Genomic DNA, 20,769 nt, shown 5'->3' with positions numbered 1-20,769 from the left:
CAGGTCATCGAAGCGCGCGGCGTAGGCTTCCAGCGGGCCCGGAGCGGGCGGACACGGCAGACGGCGAGTCATCACAAGCCCCCAGGCGGCGAGGCAACGTTCCTCTGCTACCGACCTACTACAGCCCTGACCCACAGTCAACAAACCACCGCTAGCCGGCCAGCGGCCGGACGGCCGCACGCAATTCACACAGAAGCGCCTCGACCGCCTCCGGGGCCTCCACAGCCAAGTGTCCGCAGTCCGCGATCCGCAGGTCGGCGCGGGGGATGGCATCGGCGAGCTCCCGGGCGTGCTCTACCGGTGTCGCGACGTCTCTCGTGCCACCGAGTACCCAGGTGGGTGCCCCCAGGGTGTGCAGGTCCGTCCGGACATCGAACGTCGCGAGCGCCTCGCAGCAGGCGGCGTATCCGTCGGGCTCCACCCTGGTCAGGCCGTCCAGGAGCGTCCGTCCGAAGGGTGAGTCAGCTGTCGCGGGTTCGGCGAACCAGCGGGAGGGGCTGCTCCGCACCAGCGGGGCCATGCCGCTCCGGCGGACCAGGTCGGCTCTTTCCCGCCATGCGGTCCGGCCCCCGAAATGAGCGGAGGTGCAGATGAGGCCGAGAGCGGTGACCCGGCCGGGGTACGCGAGCGCGAGCTGAATCCCGATCGCTCCACCCAGGGAGATTCCCGCGTACGCGAAGGTGTCTCTGCCTTGCTGATCGACGAGTTCGAGCACTGAATCGGCGAGCCTCGCCACGGTCGTGGCGCCGGGGGCAGGGTGCCCGAGTGCGGCGGTCGGTGAACTGCCGTGCCCCGGCAGGTCGTAGCGGAGCACGCGGAATCGGCCGTTCAGGAAGTCGCGGTGTGCGTCCCATATGCGGCGGGAGGTGCCGAGGGACGGCCCGAGGACCAGCAGGGGCCCGTCGGCCGGACCGGCAATGCCGTAGTCGAGCGTGGGGCGGTCGTCGGACACGTGATCTCCTGGGGCGACGGGTCGTTCACGGATTTCAGCGTTCGAGGACGAGGGCGAGGCCCTGTCCGACACCGATACAGAGAGTGGCGACGCCGACGCCGGAGCCCTTGCGGGCCAGCTGGTGGGCGACGGTGCCGGCGAGTCGGGCGCCGGACGCGCCGAGGGGGTGGCCGAGCGCGATCGCGCCGCCCTGCGGGTTGAGGATGGCGGGGTCGAACGCGGGCCATTCGGCGATGCAGCCGAGTACCTGTGCAGCGAACGCCTCGTTGAGTTCCAGGGTCGTCAGGTCGGCGAAGCTTCTTACCGCCTTGTCGAGGGCTCGGTTGACCGCGTCGACGGGGGCGAGCCCGAAGTAGTGCGGGTCGAACGCCGACACGCCGGTGGCCGAGATCCGGGCGAGCGGCTCCCGTCCGGTGGCCTTCAGCCCCTCGGCGTCGGTCAACAGCAGTGCGGCCGCGCCGTCGTTGAGGGGGGAGGCGTTGGCCGCAGTGACCGTGCCGTGCTCGGCACGGAAGGACGGCTTGAGCTTCGCCATCGCCTCCAGAGAGGCGTTTGTGCGCACGCATTCGTCGGTGTCGACGACGATCGGGTCACCCTTGCGCTGCGGAAGGAGCACGGGGCGATCTCTGTGTCGAACAGGCCGTTCTTCTGTGCGGCTGATGCCTTCTGATGGCTGTTCAGGGCGTAGACGTCCTGCTGCTCTCGGGTGATGCGGTGTTTGTCCGCGACGAGTTCGGCGGACTCGCCGAGGGGGATGGTCCACTGCGGCTCCATCCGCGGGTTCACCATCCGCCAGCCGAGCGTCCTGGAGAACAGCTCGGCGTGCGCCGCGGGAAAGGGCTTGTTGTGCCTGGGCAGCACGTACGGTGCTCGTGTCATGGACTCCACGCCGCCCGCGACCGCGATCCGTGCGTCACCGACCGCGATGGCGCGGGCCGCCTGGATCACGGCCTCCAGGCCGGAGGCGCACAGCCAGTTGACGGTCACGCCCGGCACGGATGTGGGCAGCCCGGTGAGCAGGCCGGCCATGCGGGCCACATTGCGGTTCTCCTCCCCCGCGCCGTTGGCGTTGCCGTAGTAGATGTCGTCGATCCGGGCGGGGTCCAGCTGCGGGATCCGGCTGATCAGTTCGCGGACGGTGTGTGCGGCGAGGTCGTCGGGCCGGACGCCGGCGAGGGCGCCGTTGTAGCGGCCCACGGGGGTGCGGACGGCGTCGACGACGTAGACGTCCTTCACTTGGCCTCCTCGGGCACGCGCACGTGCGCGGCGGTGTTGGCGACGACGTCTCCGACGGTGACGCCCGGCGCCAACTCGACCAGCTCCAAGCCGTGTTGTGTCACATCGAGCACGGCGAGGTCGGTGATGACCCGGTCCACGCAGGTCTTTCCGGTCAACGGCAACGAGCACTCCTCGACGAGTTTCGGCGAGCCGTCCTTCGCGGTGTGCGTCATGGTGACCAGCACCCTGCGGGCGCCGTGCACCAGGTCCATAGCACCGCCGATGCCGTTGATCATCTTGCCGGGCACGGCCCAGTTCGCCAGGTCGCCGCGGGCGGAGACCTGCATGGCGCCGAGCACGGCGACGTCGATGTGGCCGCCGCGGATCATGCCGAAGGACAGCGCGGAGTCGAAGAACGAGGCTCCCGGCACGACCGTGACGGTCTCCTTGCCGGCGTTGATCAGATCCGGGTCGACGGCGTCCTGCGCCGGATAGGGGCCGGTGCCCAGGATGCCGTTCTCCGACTCCAGGATCACCTCCACGTCGTCGGGAAGGTGGTTGGGGATGAGCGTGGGCAGGCCGATGCCCAGGTTCACGTATTGGCCGTCGCGCAGTTCGCGGGCGGCGCGTGCGGCCATCTGTTCACGGGTCCACGCCATCAGGAACTCACCGTCTGCTTCTCGATTCCCTTGTCCGCGGCCTGTTCCGGGGTGAGGGCGACCACCCTCTGCACGAAGACCCCCGGAAGGTGCACCGCGTCCGGGTCGATCTCGCCGGGCTCCACCAGTTCCTCGACCTCGGCGATGGTGACCCGGCCGGCTTGCGCGGCAAGGGGGTTGAAGTTCCGGGACGACTTGTTGAAGACAAGGTTGCCGTGCCGGTCGCCCTTCGCGGCCCGCACGAACGCGAAGTCCGTACGGATGGCGTGCTCCAGGACGTACTCGATGTCGCCGAACGCGCGAACCTCCTTCGGCGGTGAGGCCACGGCCACGCCGCCGGTGCCGTCGTAGCGCCAGGGCAGTCCGCCGTCGGCGACCTGTGTCCCCACACCAGCAGGGGTGTAGAAGGCGGGGATACCGGCGCCGCCGGCGCGCAGCCGCTCGGCGAGGGTGCCCTGCGGGATCATCTCGACCTCGATCTCACCGGCCAGGTACTGCCGGGCGAACTCTTTGTTCGCGCCGATGTAGGAGCCGGTGACCCGGGTGATGCGGCCTGCCGCGAGCAGCACCGCGAGTCCCGAGTCCATTGCGCCACAGTTGTTGGACACGACGGCTAGGTCGCCCGTGCCCTGCTCGTGCAGTGCTCTGATCAGTACGTTCGGCACGCCGCTGAGGCCGAATCCGCCGACGGCGAGCGAGGCCCCGTCGGTCACGTCGACCATCGCCTCGGCGGCGGTGACCACCACTTTTCCTCTCACGCGCGGACCTCTTCGGCAGCCAGATCGGAAGGGTGCTGGGCGAGTGGCGTGACGTCGATCTCCATGTAGGGGAAGAGGGGCAGATCCCACAGCAGGCGGTGCAGGGCCTCGTTGTCGGCGACGTCGAAGACGCTGATGTTGGAGTACTGGCCGACGCATCGCCAGATGTGGACCCACTCGCCCGACTTCTGCAGGTCGTGGCAGTACGCCTTCTCGCGGGCCACCAGGCCCGCCCGTTCATCCGGGTCCAGGTCGCGGGGAATGTTCACGTCCATGCGTACGGCGAACAACACGGTGCATCACACCCTGTCGAGGACGAAGTCGTAGGTGACTTTGTGGTCGTTGCCAAAGCCGGTGGGCTTCGGGTCGAGGATCAGGGCGGGCTTGACCGCCGAGGCGATGTCGTCTTCGACGTACTCTCCGCCACGGAAGTACAGCTGCGTAGTGATGAGCTGGTGCCCAGGGGCGGACACCTTCAGGTGCAGGTGAGCCGGGCGCCACGGGTGCCAGCCCGCCGCAGCGATGAGGCTGCCGCAGGCACCGTCGGTCGGGATCTGGTAGGGCGCGGGCTGGATGGTGTGGATCTTGAAGGAGCCGGAATCGTCGGCGATCACCGTGCCCCGTAGGTTCCACTGGGGCAGGTTCGGGGCGAACTGCGAGTAGTAGCCGGCGCCGTCGGCCTGCCAGATCTCCACCTTGGCCGCGGCAAGAGGGCTCCCGTCCACGCTGGTGACCTGCCCCTGGAAGAGCAGCGGGGTGCCCGCCTCGTCCTCCCGCATGGGCAGGGTCGCCTCGGCCGGGAGCGCGGGAGCGTCCGGCACGTAGTAGGGCCCCTCGATGGTCCCCTTGCTGCCCTCGCGGCTCTCGCCTGCGACTTCCTCGACGACGTGCTCCACCCACACGTCCAGGAACAGGGGCCATTCGCCGTCCTCGCCGACCTGGATCAGCCATGCCTTGAGCGCGTTGTACTCCTCGTACGTCACCTTGTGGCGGCGGATGATGTCGTGGGTGGCGGTGAGCAGTTCGGTGACCAGGGTGTCGACACGCTGGGTGTCGGCTCCCGGGGTCCCGCTGTTCCTACGGCTGCGGAACTGCTCGGTGGCGGCGGCGCCGGAGGCGGCGGCAGTGGCCGTGTCCGTCTCGATCTGCGTCATGGCGATGTGTCCCTGTCTGTGTGGTTGCGGGTGGACGGTTCAGCGGTCCAGCCGGTAGCGGGCGAGCTTCTCGGGGTCGATGTCGATGCCGAGCCCGTGGCCGTCCCGGACGCGCAGCGTGCCGTCCTCGATGATCAGCGGCTCGGCCAGGAGGTCGTCGGTCATGTCGAGGAAGTTCGACAGTTCTCCCGCGTGGCGCACGGTGGTGCGATGTGCGGCTCCGAAGGCGACCGTGCACAAGGTGCCGATCTGGCCGTCGATCTGATTGCCCATCACGACCTCCACGCCCAGCCCCTCGCACTCGTGCAGCACGCGCTGGGAGGCGGTGAAGCCGGTGCGAGCGGTCTTGATGCTGATGGCGGAGGCCGAGCCCGCGAGCAGCTCGCGGGTCACTTCGGCGGCACGGGTCACGCTCTCGTCCGCGATGAACGGGATGTGGCAGCGTTCCACCAGCCAGCGCCGCCCCAGCACGTCGTCCGCCGGGCAGAGTTCTTCGGCGAACAGCAGGCCGAGGTCGTCCATCTCACGCAGTGCGCGCGCCGATTCGGAGGGCGACCAGCCACGGTTACCGTCCACGTACAGGTTGGCGTCCGGTCCCAGTGCTTCGCGCAGGGCGCGGCAGGCCGCGACGTCGTCGCCGTACGGCCGACGTCCGACCTTGACCTTGAAGGTGGTGATGCCGTGCAGGTCGCGGATCCGCTCGGCCTCGGCGACCATCTGCGCGGCGGGGGCGAATCCGACCATGTGGCTGACCCTCATGCGGTCGGTGTATCCGCCGAGCAGCCCCGACACCGGCATGCCTGCGGCCTGTCCGACGATGTCCCACAACGCCATGTCGATGGCGGACTTGGCTGCCGGGTTGCCGACGGTGCGGTCGAGGCGCTGGTGCACGACTTCGCGTTCCAGGGCTGTTAGGCCGAGGATCTGCGGCGCGAAGATCTTGTCGATGACCGCGATGACGGATTCCTGGGTCTCGCCGTAGGTGTACGGGCGCGGCGGCGCTTCGGCCGTTCCGACGATGCCTTCGTCGGTGTGCACGCGGACCAGCACGTGGTCGGCGGTGTGTACTTCTCCGCTGGCGAACCGCAGTGGCTTGGCGTATGGGATGGTGAAGGCGATGGCCTCCACGCGGGTGATCTTCATGAGGCTCCTTCGGTCCGGTCGAGAAACACGTCGTTGCGCTCCAGCGTCGACACGAGGCTGCGCAGCAGTGGGGAGGTGTCGTCCTCGCGCCAGGCCAGGTCGAGCCGGACGGATTGTCCGTCGGTGAGGTCTCTGCACTCCACGCCCTCGCGGGGTGCCGCACGGACGGACTCCGGCAGGACCGCGATGCCCAGCCCTGCCGCGACGAGGGCGAGAGCGCCTGAGGTCTCGCCGACCTCGTAGGCTCGCTTCGGGTAGTACCCCGCTCCCAGGCATGTCCGGACGACGGCATCGTTGAGGACGGAGCCGAGGCCGGCGCTGTGGAGGATGAACTCCTCGTCCCTCAGTTCTTCAGCGCTGGCCGACTCGGCCTGAGTCAGGGGGTGTTGCTCGGGCATCGCCACCACCAGGCGCTCGACGGCGACGGTCCGATGCGCGATGCCGTCCTGCCGTACCGGAGGACGCAGGATGCCGACATCGAGACGGCGTTCGGTGAGCGCCTCTTCCTGCGCGGGCGTCAGCATCTCGGTGTGCACCTCCAGCATCACGTTGGGCATTTCCCGCTTCATCAGTCGGGCAAGCGCGGGCAGTTGTCGGTAGGCGGCGGAGCCGGTCAGGCCGATCCGGGGCACTCCCTCGGCGCCGGCTGCGAAGCGCGACACCCGGTCGGCCGCCTCGTTGACCGCCTTGAGGATTCACTCCACGTCCCGGCGGAACACCTCTCCCGCTCCGGTCAGGGCGACCTGCCGGGTCGTGCGGGTGAACAGGTCCGCCCCCAGCTCCGCCTCCAGCCGGCGAATCGCCTGGGAGAGCGGAGGCTGAGCGATGTGCAGCTGCTCGGCTGCTCGGCCGAAGTGACGCGTGGCGGCCACGGCCATGAAGTACCGAAGATGCCTGAGCTCCATCAGGCCGCCCCTCTCGGAAGCAGGGGGCCTGCCTTTCTGCGCCCCAGCGTATGAATCGAATCCAAACGACACAAATACTTGACTGCGAGATATTCATATCCGAGAGATATGAATCTATGGAAGACCTGGCCGCGCCAGCATCACCCGCATTCTCATAAGGGAAATCCCCAACGCGACATCAGGATTCCCGTAATGGCCGGTCAGCCCGGCCGTGGTTAGCGTATGGGCTCCTCGCTCCCCCTGCAGGCTCCACCACATTCCGGGCACCACCATTACCCCGATGAGGCGCCGTCCATGACCGAGCAACCGGCTTCCGTGAACCGTGATTCCGAGCGGTACAAGATCTACATCGTGGCTGTATGTACGGCCGCTTACGTGCTGTCCTTCGTCGACCGCCAGGCCCTGTCACTGATGATCGAGCCCATCAAGCGCGATCTCAGCCTGACGGACACCCAGTTCAGCCTGCTGAGCGGGCTCGCCTTCTCAGTCCTCTACTCGGTGATGGGGCTGCCGATCGCGACTCTGGCCGATCGCCGTTCACGCCCCCTGATCATCTCCGTCGGCATCGCGCTGTGGAGTCTGGCCACCACGCTCTCCGGCCTGAGCAAGGGATTCGTGCACATGTTCCTGGCCCGGGTGGGTGTAGGTGTCGGGGAGGCGGCGCTGACACCCTCCGCCTACTCGATGTTCAGCGACATGTTCCCCAAGAACCGCCTCGGCCGGGCCATCGGCGTGTACTCGCTCGGCTCGTTCATCGGCGGCAGTGCGGCCTTCTTCATCGGCGGTTACGTCATCGGGCTGCTCAAGGACGTCGACAGCGTCTCGCTGCCCCTGGTCGGTGACGTCCACGCCTGGCAGGTGACCTTCTTCATCATCGGACTGCCCGGCCTGCTGCTCGCGCTGGTGTTCCTCCTGACCGTCCGGGACCCTGTGCGGCGCGGCCTCGCCAGGGACGCCGCGGGAGCCGTGCGGAAGGTGGCCATGCGCGATGTGTTCGCCTTCCTCCGCGGCCACGGGAAGACGTTCTCCTTCCACTACGCGGGGTTCTCCTGCTACGCGATGGTGCTCCTCGGCCTCATGGCCTGGGCGCCGGCCTTCTACATCCGTACGTTCGGGCTGAGCCCGACACAGGCGGGCTACGCACTGGGCGGAGTCGTGCTCGTGGCCAACGGATCCGGCGTACTCTTCGGCGGCTGGCTGGTGGACCGACTCACCAGCCGGGGCCACACGGACGGGGCGATGCGCGCCGGGGTCATCGGCGCCATCGGCATGGTCGCCCCGGTCGTCGCCTTCCCCCACGCCCGACCCCTGTGGTTGTCACTGGCGCTGCTTGCGATCGCGATGTTCTTCGCCTCGTTCCCGATGCCGGCCTCGACCGCCGCCATGCAGGTGCTCAGCCCCAACCAGATGCGCGCACAGGTGTCGGCGCTCTTCCTGCTCATCTCGAACCTGATGGCCGTGGGCCTGGGCACCACTCTGGTTGCCCTGGTCACCGACGAACTCCTCGGATCCGACCAGCGCATCGGCGCGTCCCTGTCGCTCGTGTACGGCATCGCCTCGGTCCTCAGCATCGTCCTGCTGTGGCGTGGCTGCGCGCACTTCCGCCGAAGCCTTGCCCGTCAGGAGCAGCTGACCGCCCGCGAACCGAAGACCGCGGCCTCCGAAAGCCCGGTCGGCTGAGCCCCGTACGACCAACTGAAGGGAACGGCACCACACATGGACATCACCATCCTCGGCGGCGGGCACGGATGCTTCGCCGCGGCGGCCGAACTCGCGGACAACGGACACACCGTGCGCTGGTGGCGTCGCGACACCCGGGCCCTGACGACCCTGCGCGATCTCGGCGCCGTCACCCTCCGGGACCATCGTGGCCTTCGGGAGGTGCCGGTGAGCGAAGCGGCCCGAGCCGGGGGATACGCCCCGTGGCGGACCTGACGGAAGCTGTGCAGGGCGCTGAGCTCCTGGTCGTCCCTCTGCCGGCGACCACGCACGAGGACCTGGCGGCGCAAGTCGCGCCACTGCTCGAGGACGGCCAGGTGGTCCTCCTGCCACCGGGCACCTTCGGCACCATGCTGTTCGCGAAGGCCATGGCCGACGCGGGGAGCACTGCCGATGTCGCCCTCGCCGAGACCGGAACGCTGCCCTACCTGGCCCGCACGCACGGCCCGGCCGAGGTGGTGGTCAGCGCCTCCGCCACCCGTCTGGCCCACCGGCGTCTTTCCGGCCCGGTCGACCGACGCCGCTTTCCAAGTGCTGCGCCAGGCATACCCGGCGGTCGAGCCGGTCGAGGACTGCCTCAGCGGCGCGCTCATGAACGCGGGGCCCGTGATCCATCCGCCCCTGATCATGATGAACGCCGGTTCCCTGGAGCACTTCGACTCCTGGGACATTCACAACGAGGGGACCCAGCCGTCGATTCGGCGGGTGACCGATGCCCTGGACGCCGAGCGGATCGCCTTGCGTCAGGCGCTCGGATACGACGCCCCGCACTTTCCTCTCGCCGACCACTACTCGACGACGGGCGACGAGTGGATGTACGGGCACGCGGCCCACGAGAAACTCACCGACAGCGGCGACTGGCGGGAGCGGATCAACCTGCTCAACCACCGCTACATGCTGGAGGACACCCGTCTCGGCCTGTCGTTCCTGGTGTCCGTGGGCCGGGTGGGCGGGCATCCCCACACCCGTGGCACAGGGTCTGCTGAGCATCGCCTCCGCCATCACCGGCACCGACCTGTACGCGCAGGGCCGCACGCTGGAGTCCCTGGAGCTGTCCGGGACGACCCGCCCTGAACTCATGAAGCTGCTGCACGAAGGGTTCCCGGCATGACGGACACCCAGCGCCTCGGGGTGGTGATCCTCGGCGCGGGCCGCATGGGGCAGGGCATCGCCCTCGCCTTCCTCACCGCGGGCATGGACGTGACCCTGGCGGACGTCAAGCACACCGACGACGACCGGGCCCGGTACCGGAAGGCGGCCGAACAGCAGATCTCGGACCGCCTGGCTGTGCGGAGCACAGGTGCCGCTCGCTCTGTGCAGCCACCGCCCCGGCTGACCGTGTGCGGCCGTGAGCGGGCCGAGGCCCGGCTCGCCGAAGCAGACGTCGTGTTCGAGGCGGTTCCTGAAGTCCTGGAGATCAAACGGGAGGTGCTGTTCTGGGCCGACGCCCACACGCCCGGCACCGCGGTCATCGCGTCCACGACATCGACGTTCCTTGTCACCGACATAGCCAGGCTGATCCGCGACCACAGCCGCGTCGTCAACGCCCACTGGCTCAACCCCGCCGAGCTCATGCCTCTGGTCGAGGTCAGCCGCAGCGACCGCACCGCCCCAGGCGCGGTGAGCCGGCTGACCGGACTGCTGCGGCGCATCGGAAAGGTCCCGGTCGTATGCGGGCCGGCCGCCGGCCATATCGTCCCCCGCCTCCAAGCCCTCCTGATGAACGAGGCAGCGCGCATGGTCGAGGAAGGTGTCGCGAGCGCAGCTGACATCGACCAGGCCGTCCGCGCCGGACTCGGCCCTCGCTTCTCCGTCCTCGGCCCGCTCGAATTCATCGACTGGGGCGGCGGCGACATCCTCTACTACGCGTCGCGCTACCTCGCCGCCGAACTGGGCGACCGGTTCCGCGCGCCGGCCGTGGTCGAGGAGAACATGGCGGCCCGGCGCCGGGGGCTCCAGGACGGCACGGGCTTCTATGAGTACCCGCCGCAGGACGTACCCGCGTACCAGGCGGGCCGTATGCGGGAGTTCGAGGAACTGCTGCGCCTGAGAGAACCCGAGCTGCGCTCCGGCACCACCACGCTGCCGGTCCAGGAATGTGCCCCGCCGGGCGGCACCGCATGACCAGTCCTGAACACGGGCGCTGACGCTCACCTCTCCTCTCTCACCGGCCTCCTGGCCAGCTCCCACAGAACCACATCACGGCGCACGTACCGTCGTGCCCTGAGACGCCACCGTTCCGGAGGGTTTCCATGTCGTCCACATCTCTGTCCTCGCCGGAGCAACCGCCCGGCACCGCCACTGCGGACGGCCCGCGCATCTCCACGCGCAGGGTCATTTTCGGCGCAGGTGTCGGTAACGCCCTGGAGTGGTACGACTAGAGCGTCTACGCGGTCTTCGCACCCGTTCTTCGCCCAGCAGTTCTTCCAGCCCGGCGACAAGGTCTCGGCGATGCTGTCCACACTCGCCGTGTTCGCCGTGGGCTTCGTGATGCGGCCGCTGGGCGCGCTGTTCTTCGGCTGGTTCTCCGACCGCATCGGACGGCAGCGCGGGATGGTGCTGTCCATGGGCATCACCGCGTTCGGCAGCCTGATCATCGCGGTGTCGCCGACCTACGCGAGCGCCGGAGCCGTGGCCTCCGCGCTGCTGCTCCTCGCCCGGCTGATGCAGGGCTTCGGTATCGGCGGCGAGATCGGCGCCTCGCACACGTACCTCTCCGAGGCCGCGCCGACCGCACGACGCGGCCTGTGGTCGTCGAGCATGTACGTGGCGGTCACGACCGGCGTGCTCTGCGCGACCGTCCAGGCCGCGCTGCTCAAGGGGTGGCTGACCGCCTACCAGATGACCGGCTGGGGCTGGCGGATCCCTTTCGTGATCGGGGCCCTGCTCGGCATCTACGCCTTCTATCTGCGCCGGGGGCTGGCGGAGAACCACGCCTTCCGTGAGGCGCGCCAGGACGACTCTGCCGGCCGGCCCTCGCTCGTCACCGGCATCTGGGAGAACCGACGCGCGGTCCTACAGGTCGTCGGGCTGAGCCTCGGCGGCACGGTCCTGTAGTACACCTGGGCCATCGCCGCGCCCGGGTACGCGATCGCGGTGGAGCACATCGACCCGACCGCCGCCCTGTGGGCGAGCGTGGCAGCCAACATCATCTTCCTCCTCGCGCAGCCCGTCTGGGGCATGCTCTCCGACCGCTGGGGCGCCGACCGGTGGCCACGATCTTCGCGATCGGCAGTCTCGTGCTGGTGTACCCCCTGAACCAGCTCATCAAGGACTCCGCGTGGCAGCTCTTCACGCCGCAGGATCGCACCCTTCTCCCCGGCCGGGGCGGTGTCGTACTCGGCAACGATCCGCAGGTTGTACTCCGCGGAAAACGTCCGCCGCTTCGGCTTCGCCGCCGGATCGACGCAGGCGGCGGGTATCGGGGTGGTGCTGGCCATGCTGAAGGGATCTCCTGTCTCGCCCATCCAGACTAACCCGACAAACCGGGTGTCTTAGTCGAGACTGTCAGAGAGGGCGGCGGGCAGTTCGGTAGCGGGCTGGAACAGCGCGGTCGAGCGTGCCTGCGCGAGCCGGATGCCGAGTTTGCGGAGTCGTTCGCCCATGGCCCATGCACTGATCGGGCGGCCGGGCTGGCCGCCGGGGGAGAGCCAGGGCGAATCCGTTCGGGCGAGAGCGGCATGGCTGCGGCGAACGGCTACCTGCTGAAGAGCCAGCTCAGCGACGGGGCCTGGTAAGTCGACTGGGACGTCGCCGAGGCGGATGCGGACTGCTCCGCCTGTCTCCTCGATGTGGTCGACGGTGAGCCGGGAAATTGCCGCGGGCCACTGGGCATAGAGGAGCAACAGCAGGCCGGCGAAGCGGTCTTCGGACTTGAGGGTGTCGTCGTGCAGCAGACGTCGGGCGGTGGCCCAGCGGGCCTCGTCGTCCATTGGCTGCGAGGGGCCGTTCCATCGCTCGGCCGGGAAGCTGAGATCGCGGGCGATCTTCTGGGCCAGGGCCCAGCGCACGAAGTGGCCTGCCTCCTGGCGAAGACGGGCGTCGTCGCTGGTCATCCAGCGTTCGAGGTCGGTCTGTCGGCAGGCGGCAAGGGTCAAGTTCTGGCCTTCGAGCCAGTTCAGGAGATAGACGCCTGCTCGAAGGTGTTGCCGCGCGACCTGGAGCTGGTAGTACGTGGTCTCCTTGCCGCGACTGCGGCGGCGAAGCCGTCGTAGGAGGTGCCAAGTCGCGTACCGGTGCAGGATCTTCCGCCCCTCGGCCGTCGCATGGGAGGTGACGAGGTCTTTGACGTGTCGTTCGAGACGGACCATCTGCTCGTCCCGCATGGGCAGGGCGCCGCCGGCGACGAGGACGCTGCGGATGTGCTCGACGACCTTGCCTTCGGGGAGTTCATCCAGGGCTTCGTGAGTGAGGAGGCGGCGGCCGGAGCCGAGGTCGGAAAGGACGGTGGAGACGATGCCGCCGGAGAGCCAGCGCAGGGCGGTGCTGGCCCGTTCAGTGCCGACCAGCGCGTCGTGGAGGGCCTGCAGCTTCGGGGATATGGAGCCCGAGGCGCTGGTGAGGAGCTCATCGAGCCGCTGTTTCAGGGTGCAGCGAGGGCACGGACCAGCGGCTCGCAGTCGTTCTGCTGCCCCGCAGGTGGGACAGGGCCGCCAGAGTTCGGCGTCCGGTGCGGTGCAGGGGCCGCAAACGGGGGTGTCGGCGGTGCCGGAGTGGATGCCCCGCAGCCGTCCGCAGATAGTGCAGCGGGCTTGGCGTCTGTCGCAGCCACCGCAGCGGGGCAGTCAGGTCAGACGGGAGTGGGTGCCGGGTGCGGTGCGACCACAGATCGAGCAGACCAGGATGGGCAGGGGGCAACAGTTGGGGCAGAGAGGACCGTCAGAGGTGCGGTTCTGTACTCGGCGACGCTTGCCGCAGCCGATGTAGACCTCGACGTTCGCAGGGTCGGTGACCAGGCAGTTCGGACACAGCGGCCGCGGGCTTACCCCTCGGGCCCGGATTGTCACGTCCGCGTCGGCGGGTGTGCAGCCCAACGTCATGGGACTCGGCCCGGTCCCGGCCACGGAGAAGGCCCTCGCCCGGGTCGGCTGGCAGGCCGATGAGCTGGACGCTGTCGAACTGAATGAGGCGTTCGCCGCCCAGGCGCTGGCAGTGATCCGGCGGTTGAAGCTCGACGAGGAGAGGGTCAACACCGACGGCGGCGCCATCGCGCTGGGCCATCCGCTCGGCTGCTCCGGCGCCCGCATCCTGCTCACGCTGCTCGGCCGGCTGGAACGCGAGGACGCCGGGCGGGGCCTGGCCACGCTGTGCGTCGGCGCCGGTCAGGGCGTCGCGATGCTGGTGGAGCGGGTATGAGCGACACCTTCGAGACCCTGTTGGTCGAGGAGCGGGACGACCGGGTTGTCTTTACCCTGCACCGCCCCGAGGCCGCAACGCCATCAGCGGCCTGATGATCCGCGAACTGCGCTCTGTCCGCGAGCAGCCGAAGCGGATCCGCCTGGAAGAACGGATCCGGTAGGAAGATGCTCGTAACACGCAGACAACTCATCGATGAGCAGTCTAAGTTGATTGATCCGTTCCTGCCGATAAGCGAGTACGGTCCGTACCCCGGACGGCTGCGGGATCAATTCGAGGGGTGATCCGGCGGTTCAGGACAGGCGCGCAGCGGCAGGAGACACCGGGCGGGTTCGGGCCTTGGCCGACCGTCTACGGACGCTTCCGGGTCTGGAGGAAGTGTCTTCACCGCCCTGCTGGAGGGCCTGATCGCCGAAGCGGCCCGCCAGGGCACGACAGACTTGTCTCTGGTCAGCGCAGACTCCACAACCGCCCGCGCTCACCACGACGCCGCCGGGATGCCCGTCGGCAAGGACGTCATGGAGGCTCTGGAGGAGGCCGCCGCCGAGCATGTCCGATCGGCAGGATTCACCCCGTCTGGCCCAGGTTCCTCGGGCCTCCTGGGGTGTGTCGGGTCGTATGCGTGCAGCCGGTGCACCGCTCCCCGCAACGCCGCGACGAGGGGCGAGCCGTCGTCGGCTCGGGTGCACAGTGAGAGCGGGCACGATTCGATGCCGATGAGCGGGACGAACGTGACCCCGGAATGGCGTTGGCTGTCGGCCACGAAGCGGCCGGTGATCGCGATGGCCTGCCCCGCCGCGACGACCTCCAGCAACTCGTCCATGGTACGGACCGATGGGCCGTAGCGGACGGGTGCCCCGCTGGGGCGCGGATCGCAGGCCCACCAGCGCACCCACGCAGGATCGGCCTCGTCGCTGGTGACGTGCGGCTCTCCGTCGAGGTCGGCGAGCCCGACCTCCGCGTGTGCGGCGAGGCGGTGCGTGACGGGCAGCGCCACGACCCGGGGCTCGTGGCGCACCACGTCCAAGCGGAGGCCCACCATTTCGGTGATCGGGGGCCGTACCAGTGCCGCGTCGACGATGGCGTCGCGTACGGCAGAGGCTTGCTGCGGCCAGGGCAGCTCCACCAGCCGGACGGACACGCCGGGCACCTCGTGACGCAGTTCGTCGAGCACGTGCCGGATGAGCGGACCGGCCGAGGCGGTCATGAAACCGAGCCGGAGCGTGGTTGTCAGCTCGAGGCGGTGGGCCGCCACGGCGGCTACCGCCCGGTCGGCTGCTGCGAGGGAGTCACGTGCCTCGGCCAGGAAACGTTCGCCGGCCGGGGTGGGACGCAACGGACGGGCGGAGCGGTCGATCAACTCGACGCCGAGTGACCGCTCCAGCTTGCGGACCTGCTGGCTGAGCGCGGGGGCGCTGACGTAGAGGCGTTGTGCCGCCCGGCCGAAGTGGCCCTCGTCAACAACCGCGACGAGATAGCGCACGAGATGCAGGTTGAGGTCCACGGCGACTCCTCCCGCGGGATGTGTACGGCGAGTATAGGGGCGGGGCTTGCCGAACGGAATGGGGCATTGACCCTGCTGAATTAATCGATCGGTTAAATGGGGCGTGCGAAATTTGTCATGGACTCGGTCGAGCACCGCTATCGAGGATGGAGCCCCCGGACCGACTCGATGACGAGGAGCCACCGTGAGCCGCTACGAACACGATTTCGCACACATGTTCGCAGGACTGGAGGAACAGATCGCGGAAACCGACAATCCCCGGCACCGCGCGATCCTGAAGAACTACCGCCTGCACGGCCTCCTGGAGGTCGCCGGGCGCTACCAGGAGCTGCTGGCGCCGAGCATGACCGTCGAGCAGCCACACTACCGCCTCCACGAGGGCGCCACGTCGGTGATCCTCGACGGCATGGCCGAGGTCACCGCGTTCTACAAGTCGCTGGTCGAGGCGAACGCACTGGTCATGTGGGTGACCGAGCAGGACATCGCCGTCAACGACCGCGGCTTCTCGGGTGAGCTCGAGTTCCACCACTTCATGCCCGGTGCCATGCTTGGCGACAGCGTGTTCGGCTCGGTGCAGGCCGGGAACGACTCCACCGACATCTACCTGCTCAAGCGCACCCTCGCGTTCGCCTGGCCCTACGACGAGCGCGGCAGGTTGATCGGCGAGCACGTCTACGAGGACACCGCATCCCGGGTGATCATCAAGCCAGACCCGGCCGACATCATCACCGCGGAGCGGGCTGCCGAGCTGCTCGCTCCGCAGATCGCGAAGGAGCTGCCGTGAACGTCGCACTCGTCACCGGCGCGGCAGGGGGACTCGGCGCCGCGATCGCCGCGCGCCTCACCGAGGACCACGCGGTGCTCCTCACCGACGTCAATGCCGAGCGGCTCGCGGAGACCGCCACGAAGCTGGCCGCAGACGGTGCGACCGTCGCCCACGCCGTGTGCGACGTGAGCGAGCGGGCCTCCGTGCAGGCCGCGTTCGCCATCGCCCAGGAACAGCTCGGCGAGGTGACCGCACTGGTCAACTCCGCCGGGCTCGGGCGGTTCAGCCCCTTCACCGAGCTGACCGAGGAACAGTGGGACCGTACGTTCGCGGTCAACACCCGGGGAACCTTCCTGACCTGCCAGGAATTGGTCCGCCGCCGTGCCGGCCGCCCCGGTGCGATCGTCAACATCGCCTCGGTCGGCGCCCGGCTGGGCATGGAGATGATCGCCGACTACGGCCCCTCGAAGGCCGCGGTCATCGAGCTGACCCACGTCATCGCCCGGGTCGGGGCGCCGAGCGGGCTGCGGGCCAACACCGTGCTGCCCGGCCTGATCTGGACCGACATGTGGCGAGCCACTAGCGAGTGGCTGATCGCGAACGATCCCGCATGCGCTGACGCCACTCCCGAGGACATCTTCGCCCGGTTTGTCGGGCAGATGGTTCCGATGGGCCGCCCCCAGACGACATCGGACATCGCCGAGATGGTGGCCTTCCTGCTCTCCGAGCGGGCCGCCAACATCACCGGACAGACCGTGTCGGTGGACGGCGGCGTGGTCATGACCTGACCCGCGCCCTGCACAGTATCGGACTCTCCGGCACCGGCCCGTAGGCGACGTCACCCGAACCGCTGGGGCTCGTTTCGACCCGCACGAGCGGCACACGTTTGATCACCCATTTTACCGGGATTGGATGATTACCCATCGACGGAGAACGTGTCGCGCAGGGGTTGCAATCTTCGTTGGGAGAAATCCGGGATTCTCCCGACATATTCGAGCAACGTTCACGAAAGCCGTTGCGTAAACCTATCAGCACACGTCCATAACGAAGGCTGAAAGCGATGCCATGACAGATCTCTCCGCACTGGACCCCGAATTGGCTGCGGCCGTGGAAATGCTGCCGAAAGTCGCATTCTCTAACCTCGCCGAAACCCGCACCGCGTTCGAATCACTGATGGCTTCGGCGCTCGCCGGCCTCGACACTTCGGGCGTTGAGTCGAGCATCCTCTCGGCACCCGGCTACGGGGACGAAGACCCCGACGTGGCCATCCGCTTCTTCACACCGGAATCCGCACAAGGTCGGACTCCTGTCCTGATGTGGGTCCACGGTGGCGGATTTGCAGCCGGGACCGCACAGGGGACTGATCCAATGTGTATTGCGGTAGTGCGCGCGCTCGGAATCGCCGTCGCGAGTGTCGAATACCGGTTGGCGCCCGAAACGCCGTTCCCGGGCCCAGTCAATGACTGCTATGCCGCTCTGAAATACCTTCACTCCAACGCCGTCGACCTCGCCATCGACCCTGACGCGATCGCGGTGGGTGGCCAGAGCGCGGGCGGTGGACTGGCTGCCGGAACGGTCTTGATGGCGAGGGACAAGGGAGAAGTGCCTGTCGCGTTTCAATTGCTCGACATACCCGAACTCGACGACAGGCTCGAAACCACGTCGATGAAGACATTCGTCGGCACCCCGGTGTGGAATCGCCCCAACGCAATCCTGTCCTGGAGGTACTACTTGGGCCAGTCCTACCTTGGACCAACGGATGCCACCGTGTCCCCATACGCCGCGCCATCACGTGCAACCGACCTCTCAGGACTCCCACGTACCTACATCAGCACGATGGAACTCGACCCGCTCCGCGACGAGGGGATTGCATACGCACTTGCGTTGCTCCATGTGGGCGTCAGCGTCGAACTGCACTCGTTCCCCGGTACGTTCCATGGTTCGTCGTTGATATCAGCCGCCGTGAGCCAACGACAGATGACCGAGCTGATCGGCGCCCTCGGGCGAGGCTTGAATGTCTCGGTTCCCGCCCAGTGTCCTGAACCGTTCCGGGTTCGATAGGAACTCGATCATTGAGCTTCTTCGAGTTGGCCACCGATCGAGTGATGGGCCGTAATGCGCAACAAGCGAGGCCCCCGGGCTGTTGATCGAGATGTCTGACGTCTCAATCACATTGCTCGGGGGCCTCGTTGGTCATCCATCCTGCCGCACTCGACCTGCCGCATGCACTCGTGGAGTGGGTCACCATGCTGATCACCACCTGTGAGGGCGACCGGCGATGCAAGCTCCGTCCGTCCCAGCGCGCGATGGTGGCACTGGTGTACCTGCGCGAACACACCACTCTGGCGAAGATTGCCGCCGGGTTCGGGATCAGCGAGTCCACTGCCCATGCCTACACCAGCGCGGTCGTCGACCTGCTCGCCGAACGTGCACCGGGTCTGCTGAAGACGCTGCGCGAGCACGAACCCGACTTCGTCCTGTTTGACGGGACCCTCGCCGAGTGCGACCGGGTCGGCGACGGCCGGGCCGACTACTCTCACAAACACCGGCGCCACGGCGTGAACGTGCAGGTCGTCACCGACCCCGGCGACCGGCTGCTGTGGCTCTCACCCGCCCTGCCGGGCCGCACCCACGACATGACCGCCGCCCGTACCCACCGGATCATCCAGATCTGCGAGCGCCAGGGCGTTCCCATCCTGGCCGATCTCGTCTGCCAAGGTGCCGGCCCATGGCTGACCACCGGCATCAAGCGCAAGCCCCTGCAGGAACTCAACCCCACTGAAAAGACCCTCAATCAGGCAATGGCCGCAGCACGAGCGCCCGTCGAACGCGGCGTCGCGAACCTGAAGTCCTGGCGAATCTTCCGCAGGTCCCGATGCAGCCCCAACCGCATGACGTCAATCGCCAAGGCCATCCTCACCCCCCCCCTTGAGCTGCGCAAACGAGCGTTCCGCATGGTCGCCGAGGTGCGTCCGGACTACGACACCGAGTGGTCGGCGACGAAAGCCGCCGCCGCCGAACTGGGGATCGGGACGACCGAGACGCTGCGCAGGACGCTCACCGAGTACGGCCGCAAGATCGCGCCTTCACGTATTACGCGGCGAAGAGCGCGCGACCGCTCCCTCGGCCCGGCGGGTGCGGGACGCCGTCCTCAAGGAGCTGATCACCGAGGTCTACGAGACCAACTTCCGTGTCTACGAGGCCAGGAAGGTCTGGCGAGAGCTGCATGCCAGGGCCACGAAGTGGCCCAGTGCACCGTCGAGCGGCTGATGCGCGAACTCGGCATCACCGGCGCGGTCCGCGGGAGGAAGATGATCACCACGATCCCGGACGGCTCCGCCGAGCGGGGACCGGACCCGCTGGACCGCAGGTTCGTCGCGTCGGCACCGAACCGCTGCCGGGTCGCCGGCTTCACCTACGTCAAGACCTGGTCCACGATCGTCCACGTCGCCTTCGTCGTCGGCACGTTCTCCCCGCGAATTACGGGCTGGTCCGCCTCGCACTCCAAGGGAGCCCAACTCGTCCTGGACGCGCTGGAGATGGGTCTTTGGCCTTCTGTCACCACGTTTCCCTTCAGCTGTTATCCAGCAGAGAATCCAGACCGTGCACGCGCGTTCCCAGCACCCGCCGCGACACCCCGCTCTCCATCACCCCGCTGAACACCTCAGCACCCGCCGCGCGGGCCGCAGCAGTCCTCCGGGCGTCGGTCGTCAGCAGATTCATGTTGATCGCCGCGGCGGCGGTGACCCCCGCCGCCGATGCGGCCGGAACGCCCGCCAGTACATCGCTGACGTTCCCCGCCGCCCACACGCCCGCGACCCCGGTGCCGTCCACAACCACCTGCTCGCCGACGCCCATCGGGTGCTCCCTCACCGTCAGGCCGAGCCCGCCGAGGAAGCCGACGCGCGCCACGAAACGCGGCGAGACCACCAGTTTGCGAACCGGCACCACCGCACCTGAAGCCAGACGCAACCCCGCCAGACGGCCCCGATCATCGACCTCCAAGGCGCCGACCTCGCCGTCCACCACCCCGACACCCAGGCCGGCGAGCTGCTCCCACTGCCCGTCCGTGAGATCCGCTCCCGTGTGCCGGAACAGCGTGACGTCCGTTGACACCTGCCGGAACAGCAATGCCCTCGCAGGCCGGATCCCTCCCCGCCGTCGGCTTCCACGGCCGCCAGCAGCCGCTGTCGGCACGGATTTGATTTCGGGCGCGGCCGGCATGCCGGCGGTACTTTTCTTGCCGTGGTTGACATCCCACAGGGTGTCGCCGCCGATCGAGCAGCGGCCGTGGAGGTACCGCACACCGTGCGTGCGGTGGTAGGTGGCCAACCACAGGCCATGTACGGGAAAGGGCATCCGAAGCCGCCTTCTGTGGCCTCGGACGCTCCTCACTCCGAGCCAGGGACCTACCGCCGCAGGTCCGGGCCGCAGCGCGTCGGCCCCGGACTTGCGGCGGGATCGGTCATGGCCGATCAGGAGTCCTTCTGGGACGAGCGGGGCGTTGCCCACGGCATCGCACCAGCTTCAGGGGGCGACCCGATAGTGGCTGCTGATGGCGACCCGATTCCAGGCGTTCATGACGATTGCGAGCCAGCTGACTGCGGAGACCTGCTCGTCGGTGAGGGAACCGCCG

At 68.3% G+C, this 20,769-nt stretch carries 20 protein-coding genes and 4 pseudogenes; 12 read left to right on the top strand and 12 right to left on the bottom strand.

What is annotated here, in order from left to right:
• Positions 1 to 151 precede the first annotated feature (151 nt).
• The 9 genes and pseudogenes from ACFV8T_RS43990 to ACFV8T_RS43950 form a co-directional block, all read right to left on the bottom strand.
• The gene (locus ACFV8T_RS43990) at positions 152 to 952 is read right to left on the bottom strand and encodes an alpha/beta fold hydrolase (protein ID WP_385339135.1); all 801 of its coding nucleotides are present in this window, start codon (positions 950 to 952) and stop codon (positions 152 to 154) included.
• A 34-nt stretch (positions 953 to 986) separates the two neighbouring features.
• Positions 987 to 2,188 (bottom strand): annotated as a pseudogene (locus ACFV8T_RS43985) (thiolase family protein).
• Positions 2,185 to 2,829, bottom strand: a complete 645-nt coding sequence (locus ACFV8T_RS43980; protein WP_385339132.1) for a CoA transferase subunit B — start codon at positions 2,827 to 2,829, stop codon at positions 2,185 to 2,187. Before ACFV8T_RS43980 ends, ACFV8T_RS43985 begins: the two are co-directional and overlap by 4 nt.
• A complete protein-coding gene (locus ACFV8T_RS43975; protein WP_385339137.1) occupies positions 2,829 to 3,551 on the bottom strand; it encodes a CoA transferase subunit A in 723 nt (240 codons plus the stop codon). Before ACFV8T_RS43975 ends, ACFV8T_RS43980 begins: the two co-directional genes overlap by 1 nt.
• Before the next feature lie 32 nt (positions 3,552 to 3,583).
• The gene (gene catC, locus ACFV8T_RS43970) at positions 3,584 to 3,880 is read right to left on the bottom strand and encodes a muconolactone Delta-isomerase (RefSeq protein ID WP_266919558.1); all 297 of its coding nucleotides are present in this window, start codon (positions 3,878 to 3,880) and stop codon (positions 3,584 to 3,586) included.
• Between the two features lie 6 nt (positions 3,881 to 3,886).
• The gene (gene catA / locus ACFV8T_RS43965; protein WP_266919560.1) at positions 3,887 to 4,741 is read right to left on the bottom strand and encodes a catechol 1,2-dioxygenase; all 855 of its coding nucleotides are present in this window, start codon (positions 4,739 to 4,741) and stop codon (positions 3,887 to 3,889) included.
• 39 nt (positions 4,742 to 4,780) lie between these two features.
• Positions 4,781 to 5,884, bottom strand: a complete 1,104-nt coding sequence (locus ACFV8T_RS43960) for a mandelate racemase/muconate lactonizing enzyme family protein (protein WP_385339128.1) — start codon at positions 5,882 to 5,884, stop codon at positions 4,781 to 4,783.
• Positions 5,881 to 6,546: a LysR family substrate-binding domain-containing protein gene (locus tag ACFV8T_RS43955; RefSeq protein WP_385339125.1), complete on the bottom strand. Its 666-nt coding sequence runs from the start codon at positions 6,544 to 6,546 to the stop codon at positions 5,881 to 5,883. Before ACFV8T_RS43955 ends, ACFV8T_RS43960 begins: the two co-directional genes overlap by 4 nt.
• A gap of 33 nt (positions 6,547 to 6,579) precedes the next feature.
• On the bottom strand, positions 6,580 to 6,789 hold the full coding sequence (locus tag ACFV8T_RS43950) for a LysR family transcriptional regulator (RefSeq protein ID WP_385339123.1): 210 nt from the start codon (positions 6,787 to 6,789) through the stop codon (positions 6,580 to 6,582).
• A gap of 294 nt (positions 6,790 to 7,083) precedes the next feature.
• On the opposite strand from ACFV8T_RS43950, the gene ACFV8T_RS43945 reads away from it, so the two are divergent.
• The 6 genes from ACFV8T_RS43945 (at position 7,084) to ACFV8T_RS43920 (ending at position 11,565) form a co-directional block, all read left to right on the top strand.
• Positions 7,084 to 8,469: a spinster family MFS transporter gene (locus tag ACFV8T_RS43945; RefSeq protein WP_385339121.1), complete on the top strand. Its 1,386-nt coding sequence runs from the start codon at positions 7,084 to 7,086 to the stop codon at positions 8,467 to 8,469.
• A gap of 36 nt (positions 8,470 to 8,505) precedes the next feature.
• Positions 8,506 to 8,724, top strand: coding sequence for a hypothetical protein (locus ACFV8T_RS43940; RefSeq protein ID WP_385339119.1), 219 nt, complete (start codon positions 8,506 to 8,508; stop codon positions 8,722 to 8,724).
• A gap of 315 nt (positions 8,725 to 9,039) precedes the next feature.
• Positions 9,040 to 9,582 (top strand): NAD/NADP octopine/nopaline dehydrogenase family protein, encoded by a 543-nt coding sequence (locus tag ACFV8T_RS43935; RefSeq protein ID WP_385339116.1) that lies wholly within the window; start codon positions 9,040 to 9,042, stop codon positions 9,580 to 9,582.
• 33 nt (positions 9,583 to 9,615) lie between these two features.
• On the top strand, positions 9,616 to 10,632 hold the full coding sequence (locus ACFV8T_RS43930) for a 3-hydroxyacyl-CoA dehydrogenase NAD-binding domain-containing protein (RefSeq protein WP_385339114.1): 1,017 nt from the start codon (positions 9,616 to 9,618) through the stop codon (positions 10,630 to 10,632).
• A 128-nt stretch (positions 10,633 to 10,760) separates the two neighbouring features.
• Complete coding sequence (locus tag ACFV8T_RS43925; protein WP_385339111.1) at positions 10,761 to 10,889, top strand: hypothetical protein; 129 nt, start codon at positions 10,761 to 10,763, stop codon at positions 10,887 to 10,889.
• A 70-nt stretch (positions 10,890 to 10,959) separates the two neighbouring features.
• Positions 10,960 to 11,565, top strand: coding sequence for an MFS transporter (locus tag ACFV8T_RS43920; RefSeq protein WP_385339109.1), 606 nt, complete (start codon positions 10,960 to 10,962; stop codon positions 11,563 to 11,565).
• Positions 11,566 to 12,002: 437 nt separating this feature from the next.
• Here ACFV8T_RS43920 and ACFV8T_RS43915 read toward each other — a convergent pair whose 3' ends face one another.
• Entirely contained in the window at positions 12,003 to 12,833 is an 831-nt protein-coding gene (locus tag ACFV8T_RS43915) for a hypothetical protein (RefSeq protein WP_385339107.1), read from the bottom strand.
• Between the two features lie 652 nt (positions 12,834 to 13,485).
• Between ACFV8T_RS43915 and ACFV8T_RS43910 the strand changes: the two are divergent.
• Both ACFV8T_RS43910 and ACFV8T_RS43905 read left to right on the top strand, forming a co-directional pair.
• Positions 13,486 to 13,863, top strand: a pseudogene (locus tag ACFV8T_RS43910) (3-oxoadipyl-CoA thiolase); the annotation flags it as partial.
• Positions 13,864 to 14,030: 167 nt separating this feature from the next.
• A pseudogene (locus ACFV8T_RS43905) lies at positions 14,031 to 14,423 on the top strand (transposase); the annotation flags it as partial.
• On the opposite strand, the gene ACFV8T_RS43900 reads toward ACFV8T_RS43905, so the two are convergent.
• The gene (locus tag ACFV8T_RS43900; RefSeq protein ID WP_385339104.1) at positions 14,342 to 15,367 is read right to left on the bottom strand and encodes a LysR family transcriptional regulator; all 1,026 of its coding nucleotides are present in this window, start codon (positions 15,365 to 15,367) and stop codon (positions 14,342 to 14,344) included. The pseudogene ACFV8T_RS43905 and the gene ACFV8T_RS43900 overlap by 82 nt on opposite strands.
• A 184-nt stretch (positions 15,368 to 15,551) precedes the next feature.
• On the opposite strand from ACFV8T_RS43900, the gene ACFV8T_RS43895 reads away from it, so the two are divergent.
• The 4 genes and pseudogenes from ACFV8T_RS43895 to ACFV8T_RS43880 all read left to right on the top strand — a co-directional run.
• Entirely contained in the window at positions 15,552 to 16,151 is a 600-nt protein-coding gene (locus ACFV8T_RS43895) for a hypothetical protein (RefSeq protein WP_385339101.1), read from the top strand.
• Positions 16,148 to 16,921 carry an SDR family NAD(P)-dependent oxidoreductase gene (locus tag ACFV8T_RS43890; RefSeq protein WP_385339099.1) on the top strand — a complete coding sequence of 258 codons (774 nt, stop codon included), beginning with the start codon at positions 16,148 to 16,150 and terminating at the stop codon, positions 16,919 to 16,921. The genes ACFV8T_RS43895 and ACFV8T_RS43890 overlap by 4 nt, the downstream gene beginning before the upstream one ends.
• A 277-nt stretch (positions 16,922 to 17,198) precedes the next feature.
• On the top strand, positions 17,199 to 18,194 hold the full coding sequence (locus ACFV8T_RS43885; protein ID WP_385339096.1) for an alpha/beta hydrolase: 996 nt from the start codon (positions 17,199 to 17,201) through the stop codon (positions 18,192 to 18,194).
• Between the two features lie 128 nt (positions 18,195 to 18,322).
• Positions 18,323 to 19,054 (top strand): annotated as a pseudogene (locus tag ACFV8T_RS43880) (transposase family protein); the annotation flags it as partial.
• Between the two features lie 652 nt (positions 19,055 to 19,706).
• Here ACFV8T_RS43880 and ACFV8T_RS43875 read toward each other — a convergent pair.
• On the bottom strand, positions 19,707 to 20,492 hold the full coding sequence (locus ACFV8T_RS43875) for a hypothetical protein (RefSeq protein ID WP_385339094.1): 786 nt from the start codon (positions 20,490 to 20,492) through the stop codon (positions 19,707 to 19,709).
• Positions 20,493 to 20,769: the final 277 nt, after the last annotated feature.

It is taken from the genome of Streptomyces sp. NPDC059832 (genome assembly GCF_042731715.1).
Classification (GTDB): Bacteria; Actinomycetota; Actinomycetes; order Streptomycetales; family Streptomycetaceae; genus Streptomyces.
The sequence above is the reverse complement of the archived record's forward strand: the minus strand, read 5'-3'. Positions and strand labels throughout refer to the sequence as shown.

Coding starts and splice junctions, on each gene's coding strand:
- ACFV8T_RS43915 (WP_385339107.1), bottom strand. CDS start 12,833: ATGCGGGACGAGCAGATGGTCCGTCTCGAACGACACGTCAAAGACCTC.
- ACFV8T_RS43950 (WP_385339123.1), bottom strand. CDS start 6,789: ATGGAGCTCAGGCATCTTCGGTACTTCATGGCCGTGGCCGCCACGCGT.
- catA (WP_266919560.1), bottom strand. CDS start 4,741: ATGACGCAGATCGAGACGGACACGGCCACTGCCGCCGCCTCCGGCGCC.
- ACFV8T_RS43885 (WP_385339096.1), top strand. CDS start 17,199: ATGACAGATCTCTCCGCACTGGACCCCGAATTGGCTGCGGCCGTGGAA.
- ACFV8T_RS43980 (WP_385339132.1), bottom strand. CDS start 2,829: ATGGCGTGGACCCGTGAACAGATGGCCGCACGCGCCGCCCGCGAACTG.
- ACFV8T_RS43920 (WP_385339109.1), top strand. CDS start 10,960: ATGCTGTCCACACTCGCCGTGTTCGCCGTGGGCTTCGTGATGCGGCCG.
- ACFV8T_RS43945 (WP_385339121.1), top strand. CDS start 7,084: ATGACCGAGCAACCGGCTTCCGTGAACCGTGATTCCGAGCGGTACAAG.
- ACFV8T_RS43940 (WP_385339119.1), top strand. CDS start 8,506: ATGGACATCACCATCCTCGGCGGCGGGCACGGATGCTTCGCCGCGGCG.
- ACFV8T_RS43960 (WP_385339128.1), bottom strand. CDS start 5,884: ATGAAGATCACCCGCGTGGAGGCCATCGCCTTCACCATCCCATACGCC.
- ACFV8T_RS43975 (WP_385339137.1), bottom strand. CDS start 3,551: ATGGTCGACGTGACCGACGGGGCCTCGCTCGCCGTCGGCGGATTCGGC.
- ACFV8T_RS43925 (WP_385339111.1), top strand. CDS start 10,761: ATGTCGTCCACATCTCTGTCCTCGCCGGAGCAACCGCCCGGCACCGCC.
- ACFV8T_RS43875 (WP_385339094.1), bottom strand. CDS start 20,492: ATGCCCTTTCCCGTACATGGCCTGTGGTTGGCCACCTACCACCGCACG.
- ACFV8T_RS43930 (WP_385339114.1), top strand. CDS start 9,616: ATGACGGACACCCAGCGCCTCGGGGTGGTGATCCTCGGCGCGGGCCGC.